The sequence below is a fragment of the Paenibacillus sp. JCM 10914 genome, assembly GCF_001315105.1.
Lineage (GTDB): Bacteria > Bacillota > Bacilli > Paenibacillales > Paenibacillaceae > Paenibacillus_AQ.
This window is the reverse complement of the sequence record NZ_BAZR01000005.1, coordinates 16,468-32,141: the sequence shown is the minus strand read 5'-3', so window position 1 is coordinate 32,141 and position 15,674 is coordinate 16,468. Positions and strand designations below refer to the sequence as shown.

Sequence of the window (15,674 nt, the reverse complement as noted above, 5' to 3'; positions counted from 1 at the left end):
CTCTTTTCGTTTGCCGGGTTCTGCATACTATTTCTCGTGAGGAGTGAACCCATTTGAACGTAATAACGATCAACGAAGCTTTATTCCACGGTGCAATTAGCGTAGAGATGAATAATGACGGCTTCCGTCCGTGGCGCATCCCCTATCGTGAACTTGCATTATTTCCGCCGAACGGCATTGGCGGCGAGGCTATTGTCCCCGCCGGGGTGCGCATGGCATTTCAGAGCGATTCCACCTCCGTACAAGTCTGCTTCGTTCAAAGTGAACAAGAAGTCAGCTTCGACTGCTTGATTGACGGCCGACTGCACGCTGCGCTCACGGCTATTCCGGGAGAAACCAGCGTAACCTGGAACTCACTACCGGCAATCGAAAAGCTGATCGAAATCTATCTGTCACCGAAACAAAGCGTCTGCATTCAACAAGTAGCCATTGAGACGAAGGCCAGCTTCTCCTATTTCGCAGACACTAGGCCGCGCTGGGTTACGTACGGCAGTTCGATTACACAATGCAAGGCAGCCGCCAGCCCTTCGCAGACATGGCCTGCGCTGGTTGCACAGAACCTGGATTTGCACCTGACCTGTCTCGGCTATTCGGCTAATTGTCATCTTGAACCGATGGTTGCACGAATGATTCGCGATCTTCCGGCCAACTTCATCTCTTTATGTCTTGGCATCAATATCATGGGGCAGGCCAGCCTGGGGCCGCGCACGTTTAAATCCAGCGTCATCGGATTCATTCAGACGATCCGCGAGAAGCATCTGAATATTCCGATCCTGCTGATGTCGCCGATATTCGCGCCAGAACGTGAAGCGGAGGAGAACCAAGTCAGTCTGAACCTGGTGAAGATCCGCGAAGAGCTGCGCGAGGTATATGAAATACTGCGGAATCATGGAGATCATCAATTGTTCTATGTTGACGGGCTCGATATTTTCGGTGCGGCCGATCAGGCTTTGCTGTCCGACAAGCTACATCCTGATGCCGAAGGCTACAAGTTAATGGCGCAGCGCATGCAGCCATATTTGCAAGATGACTTCAAGATTACCAGCCGACTCGGCAACGAAGGGACTGCTTAATATGATGAAAATGATAAAGCTGCGCAGCGGGACCAAGGGACTCCTCACGCTTGCTCTTCTAATGGTATTGATTCTGGCGGGATGCTCTAATCCTCCAGAGAATGCCGGCGCTTCTGGCACTACCTCTCCAGCCAGCAACTCAATCGATGCATCGAATGAGAGCCCTGTAACCGGTTCTGGACCGACAATCCAAATCGCCGATGTATTCGATACCGAATCACATAAGGATAAGCTATCCATTCGTTACTTCTTCCTGGACTCCGAAGAGAAATCCGGGGATGCCATTCTCCTACAAACGCCGGATGGCTTCAACATCATGATCGATTCCGGCATTCCGGCGACGCGCGATCAATTGGAAGCATACATGGACAAGCTTGGCGTTACCCGGATCGATTACGCCATCAATACGCACCCGCATTACGATCACATGGGCGGCTATACGTCCTTGCTGAAGACGATGAAGATCGGCGGCTTCTATATGCCGAACCTTGCGCATACGACCGAGACCTACCGTACCGTCATGAATCTGATTGAGCAGCAGCAAATTCCGCTCCATTACATAGAGGATGGGGATGAGCTTCACATCGGAGAACATGTTCGCATAGAGCTGCTGAACCCGGAGAAAGGCACGTCACCGGACAAATACGAAGCGTGGTCCACAGAGAATCTCAACAATCATTCCTTGGTATTGAAAGTATACTATGGCGAGAAAATCTTCTTGTTCGCGGGCGATCTGTATAAATCCGGGGAATACGATCTGGTTGAGCGTCATGAAGCTGTGCTGGACGCCGATCTGGTCCATGCGCCTCATCACGGGGACAAGACTTCTTCATCTCCTGCGTTCGTCAAAGCGACCTCACCGGAGATCGCGGTGCTCAGCGCCAATATTTTTCAAAATCTGGACGTCAAGCAGCGCTATGAGAAGAACGGGGCCACCACCGTCTCGACCGCTCTGAACGGCAACATTCTGCTTCTGTCCGACGGCAAGACGATCGAGGTCATCGTGGAGAAGGAAGTCAAAAAGTAAGTAGCAGAACCGTGCGAATAACCTCACCCGGACGGATACATAATAAGTGCCATCACTTATTACCATCAACAAGGAGGAACGATCCAATGAGTACGAATCATCCTGACAAAAACCTGGTCAATACGGTTAAGGATCTGGAACATACGCCGGTAAACAGCCTGGAAGCGCAGCAAGAGCAGCAGGCACGAAATGACCGCCGCAAACAATCGCAACACGATGGCGATGGCAAATACAACGAACGGGAAACGGATAGTTATAAGTAGGATGTTGAGGTAATACGGGTGTACCTAATGACGAAGGTGATCCGTTATAGCAAATAACCAAGGTTCTCCAGGTTAAGCTGGAGAACCTTGGTTATTTTACTTACTTCTCAACCACCGACCAGAAGCAGGGCTTGGGCTCGTGCGCGTCGTTAAACAGCATCGGCCAAGTCTTCCGCTCTTTCCCCGGGAAGTGATCAAGCCACGTATAATCATCCGCCGCCCCCCAGAACGTCACCCCGCTGATGACGTCCTTGTATGAACGGAACAGGTCGAAAATTTGGGCATATCGCAGCCGCTGCTGTTCAATCATCCCTTCCGTAGGCCGCTTAACGTCTCTGCGCTTGTCGTCGCTGCCGAACATCGGGAGATCCAGCTCCGTGAATTGCAGCTTCAGGCCAAGGGAAGCGTATCTCTCGATAGCTGCGCGAATATCCTCCAGCGATGGCTCGTACATGTTCCAGTGCGCCTGCAAGCCGATTCCATGAATCGGCGTACCGCGATCCAGCAAACTTTTGACAAGTGTATAAATCTTCTCCCGTTTCGCTGGAACCGTCTCATGGTAGTCGTTATAGAACAGCAACGCGTCAGGATCCGCTTCGTGCGCAAACTCGAAGGCTTTCTGAATATAATCTTCGCCGACCAGTTCAAGCCATCGGCTTCGACGCAGAAGCTCCACTCCTTTATCGTGGATCGCTTCATTCACGACATCCCAACCATAAACCGTACCGCGATATCGCGCAACGACAGTGTCTATATGCGCCTTCATCCGGGATAGTAACTGCTCTCGCGCAGCAGGCTGACCATCCGGTCCTGCGAATACCCAGTCCGGGGTCTGGTGATGCCATACCAGGGTATGGCCTCGCAGGCGCATGCCGTGCACTCTTGCGAAATTAGCGATAAGATCGGCCTTCTCGAACGTGTAGACGCCTTCCTCCGGTTGAAGCTCGATCGGCTTCATATGATTCTCGGCGGTCAAGCTGTTATAATGGCGAGCGATGAGCGGACCCGCTGATTCCAATACCTCCGGACTCACTGCCGCTCCCACAGGGAAGCAATCTGCAAATGCCTCGTGCAGAGATGGAATGATGTTGTCGCCCGTATCCGGTGCATCCACTTGTTCATAACCTTCAAGCATCTATGTGTACCTCCCAACACTGATCAGGTAATTAACGCTTCAGCCTTTCACACTACCCATAACGAGACCTTTCATGAAGTATTTCTGCAAAAACGGATACACCACCAGCACAGGCAATGCCGCCAAGAATACCTGGGCTGCCTTGAAGGTGCGGTCAGACACCTCGCTCATATCCACCAGTTCGTTGCCCGACACGGCGTTCAGGTCCGGCGTAATAATGACCGTCTGCAGATAGCTCTGCAGTGGATAGTTTGTTGGTGAGTTCATGAAGATCAGCCCGTCGAACCAGGAATTCCAATGATTCACAAGTGTAAACAATGTGATGGTAGCCAGTGCCGGTAAGGACAGCGGACAGAATATCCGCCATAAAATCCGCCAATGCCCGGCCCCGTCAATCAAGGCAGCCTCCTCAATTTCCTTTGGCAGGTTGCGGAAGAAATTCATCAACAGAATGACGTTAAACACGGGAACCGCGCCTGGCAGCACAAGGGCCCAGATCGAATCGAGCAGTCCCGTTTCCTTAATCGTCATATAGGTGGGAATCAGGCCGCCGCTGAATAACATCGTCACGATGAAGAACCAGGCGTAAATATGGCGAAAGCGAAACGCCGACCGTTCCTTTGCGAGCGGATAAGCCGTCAGGATCGTCAGCAGCATATTCACGATAAATCCGAGACCCACGCGTTTAAGTGAGACGAGGAAACCGTCCAAGAATTCGGGCTTTGACAGCGCGTACTTATAAGAAGCTAACGTGAATTCGACCGGCCACAGCTTGACGTAGCCGGCAGCTGCCGCCGCTTTGGAACTGAATGACACGGCCAGCACATTAATCAACGGCAGGATACATAACAAAGCGGCAACGACTAACAAAGTATAATTAACGATGAGGAATACTCGGCGCCCCATTGAAAGTTTGTGCATGCTGATTCCTCCTTAGAACACCCGGTACCCGGCATATTCGCTCGCGAGCTTATTCGACAATACGATCAAACCAAAGGATATCACCGACTTAAACAGGCCAACGGCCGTTGCCAGACCATACTGCGCATCGAGCAGCCCAATCCGGTAGACAAAGGTATCAATGATATCGCCTGTACTATAGACCATCGGGCTGTACAAGTTGAACACTTGCTCGAAGCCCGCATTCAGCACGTTCCCGAGACTAAGCACGGTCATCAGCGTAATGATTGGCATCATACCGGGAAGCGTAACATAGAGCGTCTGCTTCCAACGGTTCGCTCCGTCGACCACCGCAGCCTCATACAAGGACTGGTCAATTGCCGTTAGCGCAGCCAGATAGACGATCGTTCCATAACCAAAATGCTTCCAAGTATCCGTAATGACGAGCGTGAACGGAAACCAGTTCTCGTCCCCAAGGAAGAAGATCGGCTTGATCCCGAAGAGACCGAGGAATTGGTTAACGATGCCGCTGGAAGGCGACAAGATGTCGATCACAATGCCGCCGAGAATGACCCACGATAGAAAATGCGGGAAATAGATGACGGTTTGCACCGTACGCTTGAAATAAGCCTTCGCCACTTCGTTTAGCATAAGCGCGGCGGTAATCGGTACGATTAGGCCGGCGATGATTTTCAATACGGCGATAAATACGGTGTTCCATAACACGCTCGTAAAATTTGGCAGATTCAACATATATTCAAAGTTCTCCCACCCGATCCAGTCCGAGCGGAACACGCCTTTGGCTGGCTGGAATTTCTGGAAGGCAATCACGATGCCGGCCATCGGCACATAACTGAATATTAATGTCAGAATAACGCCTGGTATTAACATGATGTGCAAGGGCATTTCTTGCAGGATCTTCTTCCAAGACATGATGTTACCTCCCGCTTCATTTCCGGAATAAAGATGGGGAAAGCCGCTTGAATGCTTTCCCCATCGCACTTATGCCACAATCGATGCAGCGAGATTACAACTTGGAAGCCCACTCATTGACTTCATTCGTAATTTGCTCCCCGCCAAGTTTCATCCAATCCTCCGTGAATTTATCAAAGGAATCGATCGATTGACCCATAATAATGTTGGTGAACACTTCTTCCTCCAGCTTCTGAAGCGAAGCGAACTTCTCGACCATCGTCGGCGTTGAACCGCCGTAGAAGCCATCGAGCTGATAATTGTCTTCGTCGACATACTGTTCAATGACATCGAAGCTGCTCGGCGTTCCGAAGATGCGATCCTGTCCCCAGTTCTCCCGATTGCCGGCACGATGATCGACAATCTTGTCGTAGTAGGTCTTCTCTTCCGACGACAACGAAGATGGATCATTCGACTCCAGTGCTGTGAGCACGTTACGATGGGCATTCAGATTCTTCATCGCCGGCTCCGGTCCGATAAAGTTATACAAGTATACCGGGAGGCCGCTTGGGCTAAAGCCAAAGCCGGTGTCCGCCGGTGCATCCGGGGCGAAGCCCTCCATGCTGAAATTGAGCAGCTTCATGATCGCTTCCGGATGTTTGCTCTTCTTGCTCACGGCGTAATACAGCTGGACCGGCACTTTGCCCATCGGCATCGCCTTCACTTCATCGGCAGATACAAGTGCGAACGCCTTCCACTCCGCATTCGGATCATTCGTCGCGTTATCCTGGATGACGGCACCCGGCGAAGACATACCACCGTAGAACATGCCCAGCTTGCCGCTGGCGACCGATTCCGTTACCTTGGCGCGGTCCTTAACGCCGAATTCCATGTCCAGCAGCCCTTCCTTATACATATCCTGCAGCCATTGCAAGCCTTCCTTCACGCCCGGTTGAATGCTGCCGTACACCAACTTGCCGGAATCATCTGTCGTCCACTTCTGCGGATATGCATGGAAGCCGGCAAAGAAGCCCGCCGTACCGAAATGGTTATCCGTGAGGAACGTCTTCGTCAACCCGAGACCGATGGTGTCGGCTTGATTGTTGCCATCCGGATCTTGCGTCACGAATGCCTTGGCAATATCTACGAGATCCTGCATCGTCTTTGGCTCTGGCAGACTCAGCTTCTCCAGCCAATCCGTACGTACGTGCAGGATCGGCAGACCGTCTACCGCAGAAGCGGTCTTCGGAATGGCCATCAGGCGGCCGTTGATTTTGGCCGTGTCGAACGCCTTCTGATCCTGCTGCAGAATCTCCTTGGCGAGCGGTGTTGCATACTGCTCGTATAAGTCGGTCAAATCATAGAGCATATCATTGTCGGCCAAATCCGTAAGCTGCTTGTTCGTCAGCCACATGATGTCCGGCAAATCGCCGGAAGCGATGGATACGTTCATCTTCTGCTCGAACTGTTCGATTGGAACCGTCCATTTGTAGTTTAAATGAATGCCGAGCTCTTCTTGGTAAGCTTTCGTGTAAATGTTGCTGCCGATCGAGTCGCCATTCTCGTACTTGTACGTGGACTCCGTGTAGCGCCATGCCGAGACTTCGATAGGTGGTTCGTACTTTCCAGACAGATCGACTGGCTGCTCGGTGCTGCTCGGTGGACTTTCCGGAGCCGCCGTACTGCCGTTATTGCTTGATCCCCCGCCGCAAGCCGACAACGCGAGCATACCCGCCATTGTTAAAGCGATAACCATATTGGTTCTGCGTTTCATGTTCAATGATCCTCCCCCCAGAGTGTAACGCATAGATCTTACGCTTTTTATGATAGCGCTTACGCCCGTAATTCAACAATATTCCTTGCTTGACATTCCGATCAGCAATTTACTTGTTCATGATCGATGTCCGATATTCTTGTGGCGTCATATTCGTTGCCTTGCGGAACGAGCGCGTGAAATTCGTCGCCGTACCGTATCCAAGCCGATCCGAGACCTCCTGTATCTTCAGGCTAGGCTCTTCCAATAGTCGCTTGGCTCTCGTCATGCGAGCGGCCGCGATATATTCGGACACATTGATGCCGGTCACCTGCTTGAACAACCTCGACAGATAGGAAGGGTTAAAAAAGGCCAGCTCGGCCAGCCGAACGAGTGAAATCTCATGGGGATCGTGGAGATGGTTCTGAATATGCTGCTGGATGATCGAGACGATTCTGATAGCCCTTCGCTCTTCTTCCTGATTCTGCAGCCGAAACAATGCATCGGCAACCTTGCCCAAATAAGCGATCGCAGCCGGCCACGACTCATGCTCGGTCGGATTCATTAATTTGTGCAGCCCTACGATCTGGGTCAGCGCTTCCGATAACTGCCAGCGATTGATATGAGCGAAGAGAATCAAGGCAATTGCGTAATACATTTCCTGAGCATGCACATGGTGCATGCTATTCAGTTCGCGCAGTTCCGCCGCAGCCTCCTCCAGTATCCTGTCAAACTCGTCCTTCCTGCCGAGTGCCAGCCGTTCGGCAAGAGCATCCAATACAGCCGAGGCTATGCGCAGCTTGTTCCCCTTCTGAAATTCCGTCCCTTGGCTATGACTTGCCGCCTGCTTGCCGAGAATCAGCCCATGTGACCGCCCGATGCGATAATTCATCAGCATATGAAGCTGGGCGAATCGTTCGCAAGCGGCCGGCCATGCGGCCGGCTCATCATCCAGGACAAGCGATAGCTCACAGCCCGTTGATTCCTTACAGGCTGCCTGTACCATCTCCAGACTGCCTTTCAGAAATGCCGACAGCCTTGACCATGCCTCACTGAGTTCCGCATCCACTAGGTCCGCACTGCCCCTTAGCGGCTGCAGCAGCCAGACGAGATCATCTTGCTCATGGGCGAAATCAACGAACACCGCATGCGAGGATAAGTAGGATCGGGCAACGGTTCTAATATGGTACAGCTGTTTGATTTTTCCCGAATACGTCATGCTGCCCGATGTCCGATTGACCCGGCCGAGCAAGAGCATGACGGGATTCTGTGCACACAGCGGAACGTCCAATTCTGCGAATTGGCGCGAGGTCACCTCGCTTGTGTCAATCCGTTCTTTTAACACCCCGTATAAAAAATCCTTGCGTAACAACTCCTTTGCCTTGTCTGACTGTTCCCGAGCTTCTATCAGCAGCGTCTCCGCACTCCACTCCGCCTCCATATCGGATACGGCCTGCGTAACGGTCTGGATCACTTTATCGTAGCCCTCCGTCTTCAGTAGATAATTCACGCCCTCATGCTGAATCGCCGTATATACGTACGAGAATTCATCATATCCGGTCAGGAAGATCACGCGGCATTTGGGCCACCTATAGCGGATCTCTTCCAACAACTGCAGACCGTCCATCTCCGGCATGCGGATATCCGTCAACACGATATCAAAGCGCGTCCGGTCAAACAGCTTGAGCGCCTCCGTCCCGGAGTACGCCTTATACACGTCCAGTTCCAAATCCGTTATTCCTTGCAAAATTTCGCTTAATCCGTCTGCGATGATCGCCTCGTCATCCACTACGAGCAGTCGATACATTGCTCCAACCCCCTCTGTCTATCATTGAATTGTAATGGTCGCCTTCACGCCGCCCCATTCGTTACGCGATAACGTCAACCCGCTGTCCGGACCGAATTTCAACCGTATCCGCTGATGAATATTAATCAGCCCCGTCGTCTCGGCTTCACCCGGCATCTCCAATTTCTGCTGGATTGACTTAAGCCCTTCATCATCGAGCTGTTGACCGTTATCCTCGACAATCAATCGGATGACATGATCCGTTTTCTCAAACCGCACGTCCAGCCTGCCCCCGGTCGCTTTCTGCTCCAGGCCATGCCCGAATGCGTTCTCGATAAGGGGCTGCAGAATCAGCCGCGGCACCATTACATGACCTGAATTCTCCGGCAATTCTCCGAAAGCGACGGTGACGCGGTTCGCAAATCGCATCCCCTGTATTTCGGCATATACCCTCGCATGCTGCACTTCTCTGCCGAGCGGCACTTCGTCCGAATGGTTGCGCGTCACGAACTGGAAATACTCGCCGAGTTGGTTCGCGAACCGTTCTACCTGCTCATAGTCGCCAAGGCGGGTCATCGTATTCAAGATAAAGAAGCTGTTGTACAAAAAGTGAGGATTAATCTGGGATTGCAGCTGTTTAAGCTCGGCCTTCTGCGTCATTATCCGCTGCTTGTACACCTGATCGATCAGAGATTTCAGGTTATCGAGCATGGCGTTAAATCGGGTGTAGATATATTGGAATTCATCTCGGCTCTCATGACGAATCGGTTCGCTAAAGTCACCGATCTCTATTTTGCGAAACGCTTTGACCAACAAGGCCAGCGGCTTATGAATATACTGGTAGACATACAACGAATAAATGACGATAATCGCCAAGGAGACGGCCGCGAACAACAAAAACCAGTTCCTGAACTTCTCCAGCGGTTGAAATACGGCGCTTTCCGGCACATATTTGATCAGCAGCGCACCGAAAAAGCTCGATGCCGTGCTCACGCTCAAATATCGCTGACCGTCATAGCGGACAACCTGAGCAACGTCGTCTACCTGGCCTTGACCGATCTGCTGCACCATCGTCTCGTTCAAATCCGTCTCGTGGCTGGTCGCAAGCATGAACTGCGGGCTGCTGAAGATCAGTCCCTCCTCGGGTACGCTGCGCATCGTATGCAGCGCATCTTGCAGGTTGTCCAGCGACAGCTCAATGGCGACGATGAAGATCGGTTCGCGCTCACTCATCGGCAATACATAAGGGTAGGCGGCCACCATGTACATGCTCCCCTGCATGTTCACGACCTGCACCTCATCCAAACCCGACATTTTCATATGCTCGACGTAGCTCTTGCGATTGAAATCCGACACGCTTAATGCCGAGATATCCTTCTGTATCGACGGAATGTAGGCGTGCACTTCCTTGATGTAGGCGCTGCTGTTGCGGATCGCGTTCAGCCGCTGCTGCAAGGCTAATATCTTCTGCACCTTTTCGATGGCGTTCATCGATTCCGGGATGCTTGCAAGCGCATTCAAATTGTTGTCCGTCAAAACATCGAGCTGCAGATCGAGGATGCGGCTGAACTCGTTCTCAAGTCCCGCGAAGTATTGCGACACCTGCGAGGTCATCGAGCTGGATATCTCCGTCTTCAGCGTCTGAATCCCCCAGTTATAAATGACAATAGCCAGTGAATACAGCGGCAGCAAAATGCAGATAAAGGATAAAATCAACCGATTCAACACGATTTTCTTCCACGGACTTCGGATTAATTTCACAATAAGCGCCCCCAGTGACCATCATTTCTGTCTATCTTCATGTTTAACTTATCGGCTAACGGTAACGCCGTCAATCGCGAATGATATATAAAAAACAAAGTATAATCTTTAATTTGCAAAAAGACTCGCCTATGACAGGATGGTACAATTCGGGAGGAAAGGAGGTAACATTCAAATTCATGAAAGCGCTTAAATTACGGCGAATATAGTCAAGGGGAGGACAATAAATGAAAAACAGGATCCATCAAGTCATCTCGGCCATGCTCGCGGCGGCTTTACTCATTCCATCGGGTCTAGGAGCCTGGAACGTTAGCGCAGATGCGCAAGGAGAGGATCATACCGAAACGATATACCACGAGACCTTTGCAGATGGGCAGGGCAAAGCCGTGCAGGCCGGGAGCCCGACTTTGACGCTCGTATCGAACAAAATATTTGACGGCAATGAAGATGGACACGCCCTGTATATCAGCGACAGGACGAACGATTGGGACGGGATTGACTTTAAATTCGTCGACACCGGTTTGGTTAATGGCGATACCTATACGGTAACTGCATCCGTCTATGTGGACGCCAATGTAGATGTGCCGAGTGGAGCTCAGGCACAGCTTCAGACGGTGGAAGGCTACGATTGGGAGATTAAAGGGGACTTCAAGGCAGGAAGCGCAACCTTGCTTAGTAAAGAATTGACCGTGGATAGAAGCAAAAATATAGCGATACGGGTGAAATCCGAGAGCAAGGGAAAGACGGTGCCCTTCTACGTCGGAGACATGCGCATCACCAAGAAAACATCGTCCGGTGGCAGTGAGGAAGAGCAACCAAGAGACCCCGCCTTACCTTTTGCCACCATTGATTTTGAAGACCAGTCAACTGGCGGTTTTGAAGGCAGAGCCGGTACGGAAACGTTAACGGTCACCAATGAAGCCAACCGTACACCGGGTGGTTCGCATGCCTTGAAAGTCGAAGGCCGCACCACCTCGTGGCATGGTCCGTCCTTGCGAGTAGAGAAATACGTGGACAAAGGCAGCGAATACAAAGTATCGGCATGGGTCAAATTGATTGAGCCCACCAGCTCGCAGCTGCAGTTATCCACCCAAGTCGGCAGCGGAAGCAGCGCGAACTACGTGGCCCTTGCGCCCAAAACAATCAGCACCAGCGACGGCTGGGTGCAGTTCGAAGGAACCTACCGATATAACAGCGTCGGTGATGAATACTTGACCATCTATATCGAAAGTTCAAATAATGCAACGGCCTCCTTTTATATCGACGATATTAGCTTTGAAAAAACCAGTGCAGGGCCCATTGAAATCGAGAAAGACCTGATTCCGATCAAGCAAGCGTATCAAGACGATTTTCTGATCGGCAACGCGATTACGGCGGAGGACTTGGAAGGTGTAAGACTAGAGTTGTTATCCATGCATCACAACGTCGCCACGGCCGGCAATGCGATGAAGCCGGATGCAATGCAGCCAACGAAAGGCAACTTCACGTTCGCCGCGGCGGACGCCATGGTCGATAAAGTGCTGGACGAAGGAATGCAGATGCACGGTCACGTGCTCGTCTGGCATCAGCAGTCTCCGGTGTGGATGAATACAACGCAGGATGGGCAAGGAAACACCGTGCCATTAAGTCGTGACGAAGCGCTGGCAAACCTACGGACGCATATCCGCACGGTTATGGAGCACTTCGGGCGACAAGGTGATCTCCTGGGACGTGGTCAATGAAGCGATGAGCGATAATCCGCCGAATCCGGCCAACTGGCAAGGATCGCTCCGGCAATCGCCTTGGTATCAACCATAGGTCCGGATTATGTAGAGCAAGCGTTCCTGGCCGCAAGAGAAGTACTGGACGATCATCGAATGGGACATTAAACTCCACTACAACGATTACAACGAAGACAACCAGAACAAAGCCGAGGCTATCTATCAGATGGTGAAGGCGATGAACGACAAGTATGCGGTCGACCATCCTGGCAAGAAGCTGGTCGACGGCGTGGGCATGCAGGGACACTACAATGTCAATACCAATCCGGAGAATGTGAAACGCTCGCTGGAGAAATTTATTTCCCTGGGCGTGGAAGTCACGATTAGCGAGCTGGACATTCAAGCCGGCAGTAACTACCAGCTCTCGGAGCAGCTTGCCAATGCGCAAGGGTATCTGTACGCCCAGTTAATGAATATTTTCCGTGATCATGCGGATCACATCAGCCGCGTCACCTTCTGGGGCATGGATGACAACACGAGCTGGCGTGCCGCATCCAACCCGCTGCTATTCGATAAGAATTTGCAAGCCAAACCGGCTTATTACGGCGTCATCGATCCTGATACCTTCATCAAAGAACATAAGCCCGATTCCAGAGATGCCCATCATTCTACGGCCGTGTATGGCACGCCAACCATAGACGGAGTCGTTGATTCGATTTGGAGCCAAGCGCCCGCCATGGCAGTCAACCAGTATCAGATGGCTTGGCAGGGAGCGACCGGCGTCGCGAAAGCGCTCTGGGACGATGAGAATCTGTATGTATTGATCCAGGTCAGCGACACTCAGCTCGATAAATCCAGCGCGAACGTCTGGGAGCAGGATTCGGTTGAAATCTTCATCGATGAGAACAACGCCAAAACAACCTTCTATCAAGATGATGACGGACAATACCGCGTCAATTTTGACAATGAGACGTCATTCAATCCTGTCGGCATCGCAGCAGGTTTCATCTCAGCCGCGAATGTGTCAGGCACGAACTATACAATTGAAGCCAGAATTCCATTCAAATCGATCACGCCAGCCAACGAGGTTAAGATCGGCTTCGACGTTCAGGTTAACGACGCCAAGGACGGCGCTCGCCAAAGTGTGGCCGCGTGGAATGATACGACCGGCAACGGCTATCAGGATCCGTCCGTGTTCGGCGTGCTTACCCTGACCGGTAAACCTGGAAATCCAGGCGGGAATAACCCAGGCGGCGGGAACGACGGTAACGGGACTAACAACAATAGCAGCAGTAACAGCAATAGCGGCAGCAATGGTGCAGGCAGCCCATCGGAGATCACCGTCAGCGCAGATGGCGTGGCAACGATCAAGCCGGGAGTGAAGGTAGTCAACGGCCACGCCTTAGGTACCATTTCGAGCGATACTCTGAACCAAGCGCTCAAGCAAGCGACTTCCGTTGTTAGTGGCAAGAAGCAAATCGTGATCGAAATGACATCAACACCAACGGGTGTTCACTCGTATGAAGTACAACTGCCAAGTCACAGCCTAAGAGGTCAAGAAGCGTTTGCGCTTGTACTAAAGACGAAAAGCGGAATTCTTCATATTCCAAGCAACATGTTATCCAATGTAACAGTCAACACAGAACAGGTATCCATCCATATCGAGACCGATACGGTAGTGGAATTAAATTCAGTGGACCGTGAACGAATCGGCAGCCGTCCGGTGATCCATCTGAAGCTGACTGCAGGCGACCGCGTGATTGCATGGAGTAATCCCAAAGCACCCGTAACGGTAGAAATTCCTTACACATCGACCGCTGGCGAGCTTGCCCATCAGATCGTTGCTTGGTACATCGACAGCGATGGCAGAATCTCTCCTATACCTAACAGCCAGTATAACGCATCCTCCGGGGCAGTGGTCTTCCAAACCACTCACTTCGGTACTTATGCGGTAGCCTATGTATCCCACAGTTTCGGGGATTTGGCGAGTGTCCCTTGGGCTGCGCAGGCCATTCAGCACATGGCAGCACGCGATGTCGTCGAGGGTGTGGCGAGAACCGTTTCTCTCCTGAGACGTCCATCACCAGAGCCGACTTCGTTACGCTTCTGGTAAGAGCGCTTGAATTGAGGAGTTCCGAGAACCCAACAGCAACTTTTAGCGATGTAGAAACTAACGCTAATTATAGAGGTGCGCTGGACGTGGCCCACTCCCTTGGCATCGTGAACGGTTTTGCTGATGGTACCTTCAAACCGAATAACCCCATCTCTCGCCAAGATATGATGACGCTAGCAGCACGGGCATTATCCGCTGCCGGCAAGTCAGCCGCGGGCAGTGGAAGTTTGACCGCATACCGCGATGCGGCAAGCGTCTCGGGTTATGCAGCGGACAGCGTTGCGATCTTGGTAAAGTCAGGAATCGTAAACGGCAAGAACGGCCTTCTGGCACCGCAAGATCTGCTTACCCGCGCCGAAGCGACGGTCATTCTGTACCGTATCTGGGATTTATAGGGCAGCGACGGGACCCTCTAACAGCTAAACAACAAGCAGACGCCAGCTATAAGCCGGCGTCTGCTATTTTTATTAAAAGGCCCCTATCGCTAACATTATATTCCTAATTCCCTCATCTTCACGGTTACTTTCTCGACCCTGTCTTCCATATTTGTGCCATTAAACTTTGGAAGTCGTAAATCGCTTACGATGGTTCCATCACGCATAAACATAATACGCTCCGTCCGCGCCGCAACCTTAGCATCATGCGTAACCAGCATAATCGCAGTACCCTCGCTATTGATTTCGGAAAATAAGTCCATCATTTCCTGTGCAGATGTTGTGTTGAGCGCGCCCGTAGCTCGTCGCCGAAGATGATGCTCGGATTGTTCATCAGCGCACGACATATTCCCGCCCGCTGCAGCTGACCTCCCGAAACCTGGGTAATGTCGCGCTTTTCAAGTTCCGCAATACCTACTCTTTGCATAAGCGCTCTCGCTTTTTTAGTTATTGTTGCGACGTTTTTCCTGTTGTCCCTCATGGCAGGAAGAATGATGTTGTCGAGGACATTCAGATTTTTTAGCATCGTTGGCTGTTGAAACACAAATCCCATGGTTGTTCTGCGTAGATCTGAAAGCTCATTCTCCCCCATCTCCGATAAATCCCTGCCGTCCACAACGATTTTTCCATCGTTAACGCCATCCGTCCCGCTCAGCGCAAACATCAGCGTTGATTTGCCTGAACCCGAAGGACCCATTACCGCAACGAACTCGCCCTCGTTAATTTCAACCGACACTCCGTTGAGCACATTGCGCTTTTCATCGCCCTCGCCGAAAGATTTCACGATATGATCACCGATAACCAACGTCCTCATAAA

At 51.6% G+C, this 15,674-nt stretch carries 12 protein-coding genes and 2 pseudogenes; 7 read left to right on the top strand and 7 right to left on the bottom strand.

Features of this window, described 5'->3' with window-relative positions; all coding sequences use genetic code 11:
• Positions 1-53 precede the first annotated feature (53 nt).
• The 3 genes from JCM10914_RS08715 to JCM10914_RS29205 all read left to right on the top strand — a co-directional run bounded on the left by JCM10914_RS08715 (position 54) and on the right by JCM10914_RS29205 (position 2,363).
• Positions 54-1,073: an SGNH/GDSL hydrolase family protein gene (locus JCM10914_RS08715; protein WP_023959732.1), complete on the top strand. Its 1,020-nt coding sequence runs from the start codon at positions 54-56 to the stop codon at positions 1,071-1,073.
• A 1-nt stretch (position 1,074) separates the two neighbouring features.
• Positions 1,075-2,100 carry a ComEC/Rec2 family competence protein gene (locus tag JCM10914_RS08710; protein ID WP_023959725.1) on the top strand — a complete coding sequence of 342 codons (1,026 nt, stop codon included), beginning with the start codon at positions 1,075-1,077 and terminating at the stop codon, positions 2,098-2,100.
• An 86-nt stretch (positions 2,101-2,186) separates the two neighbouring features.
• The gene (locus JCM10914_RS29205) at positions 2,187-2,363 is read left to right on the top strand and encodes a hypothetical protein (protein ID WP_023959723.1); all 177 of its coding nucleotides are present in this window, start codon (positions 2,187-2,189) and stop codon (positions 2,361-2,363) included.
• A 100-nt stretch (positions 2,364-2,463) separates the two neighbouring features.
• On the opposite strand, the gene JCM10914_RS08705 is transcribed toward JCM10914_RS29205, so the two are convergent.
• From JCM10914_RS08705 to JCM10914_RS08680, 6 genes are all read right to left on the bottom strand, one after another.
• A complete protein-coding gene (locus JCM10914_RS08705) occupies positions 2,464-3,498 on the bottom strand; it encodes an endo-1,4-beta-xylanase (RefSeq protein ID WP_023959721.1) in 1,035 nt (344 codons plus the stop codon).
• Between the two features lie 39 nt (positions 3,499-3,537).
• Positions 3,538-4,419, bottom strand: a complete 882-nt coding sequence (locus JCM10914_RS08700) for a carbohydrate ABC transporter permease (protein ID WP_023959719.1) — start codon at positions 4,417-4,419, stop codon at positions 3,538-3,540.
• Positions 4,420-4,431: 12 nt separating this feature from the next.
• A complete protein-coding gene (locus JCM10914_RS08695; protein ID WP_023959717.1) occupies positions 4,432-5,331 on the bottom strand; it encodes a sugar ABC transporter permease in 900 nt (299 codons plus the stop codon).
• 94 nt (positions 5,332-5,425) lie between these two features.
• Positions 5,426-7,084 (bottom strand): extracellular solute-binding protein, encoded by a 1,659-nt coding sequence (locus JCM10914_RS08690; RefSeq protein WP_023959715.1) that lies wholly within the window; start codon positions 7,082-7,084, stop codon positions 5,426-5,428.
• 109 nt (positions 7,085-7,193) lie between these two features.
• Positions 7,194-8,870 (bottom strand): response regulator, encoded by a 1,677-nt coding sequence (locus JCM10914_RS08685; RefSeq protein ID WP_023959713.1) that lies wholly within the window; start codon positions 8,868-8,870, stop codon positions 7,194-7,196.
• A 21-nt stretch (positions 8,871-8,891) separates the two neighbouring features.
• Positions 8,892-10,610 (bottom strand): sensor histidine kinase, encoded by a 1,719-nt coding sequence (locus JCM10914_RS08680; protein ID WP_023959711.1) that lies wholly within the window; start codon positions 10,608-10,610, stop codon positions 8,892-8,894.
• 227 nt (positions 10,611-10,837) lie between these two features.
• Here JCM10914_RS08680 and JCM10914_RS31735 point away from each other — a divergent pair, with 227 nt between their 5' ends.
• From JCM10914_RS31735 to JCM10914_RS31720, 4 genes and pseudogenes are all read left to right on the top strand, one after another.
• Positions 10,838-12,331, top strand: coding sequence for an endo-1,4-beta-xylanase (locus JCM10914_RS31735; RefSeq protein WP_023959709.1), 1,494 nt, complete (start codon positions 10,838-10,840; stop codon positions 12,329-12,331).
• Between the two features lie 4 nt (positions 12,332-12,335).
• Positions 12,336-12,866, top strand: a pseudogene (locus JCM10914_RS31730) (endo-1,4-beta-xylanase); the annotation flags it as partial.
• Between the two features lie 180 nt (positions 12,867-13,046).
• Positions 13,047-14,423, top strand: coding sequence for a sugar-binding protein (locus JCM10914_RS31725; protein ID WP_370570228.1), 1,377 nt, complete (start codon positions 13,047-13,049; stop codon positions 14,421-14,423).
• Positions 14,424-14,434: 11 nt separating this feature from the next.
• The gene (locus JCM10914_RS31720) at positions 14,435-14,818 is read left to right on the top strand and encodes an S-layer homology domain-containing protein (RefSeq protein ID WP_158442464.1); all 384 of its coding nucleotides are present in this window, start codon (positions 14,435-14,437) and stop codon (positions 14,816-14,818) included.
• A 95-nt stretch (positions 14,819-14,913) separates the two neighbouring features.
• Here the strand turns inward: JCM10914_RS31720 and JCM10914_RS08670 are convergent.
• Positions 14,914-15,671: pseudogene (locus JCM10914_RS08670) on the bottom strand (ABC transporter ATP-binding protein).
• Positions 15,672-15,674 lie beyond the last annotated feature (3 nt).

What these genes read in the sequence shown, in the direction of transcription:
- JCM10914_RS08710 (WP_023959725.1), top strand. Translation starts at nt 1,075, where the DNA reads ATGATGAAAATGATAAAGCTGCGCAGCGGGACCAAGGGACTCCTCACG.
- JCM10914_RS29205 (WP_023959723.1), top strand. Translation starts at nt 2,187, where the DNA reads ATGAGTACGAATCATCCTGACAAAAACCTGGTCAATACGGTTAAGGAT.
- JCM10914_RS08705 (WP_023959721.1), bottom strand. Translation starts at nt 3,498, where the DNA reads ATGCTTGAAGGTTATGAACAAGTGGATGCACCGGATACGGGCGACAAC.
- JCM10914_RS08700 (WP_023959719.1), bottom strand. Translation starts at nt 4,419, where the DNA reads ATGCACAAACTTTCAATGGGGCGCCGAGTATTCCTCATCGTTAATTAT.
- JCM10914_RS08695 (WP_023959717.1), bottom strand. Translation starts at nt 5,331, where the DNA reads ATGTCTTGGAAGAAGATCCTGCAAGAAATGCCCTTGCACATCATGTTA.
- JCM10914_RS08690 (WP_023959715.1), bottom strand. Translation starts at nt 7,084, where the DNA reads ATGAAACGCAGAACCAATATGGTTATCGCTTTAACAATGGCGGGTATG.
- JCM10914_RS08685 (WP_023959713.1), bottom strand. Translation starts at nt 8,870, where the DNA reads ATGTATCGACTGCTCGTAGTGGATGACGAGGCGATCATCGCAGACGGA.
- JCM10914_RS31735 (WP_023959709.1), top strand. Translation starts at nt 10,838, where the DNA reads ATGAAAAACAGGATCCATCAAGTCATCTCGGCCATGCTCGCGGCGGCT.
- JCM10914_RS31725 (WP_370570228.1), top strand. Translation starts at nt 13,047, where the DNA reads ATGGCAGTCAACCAGTATCAGATGGCTTGGCAGGGAGCGACCGGCGTC.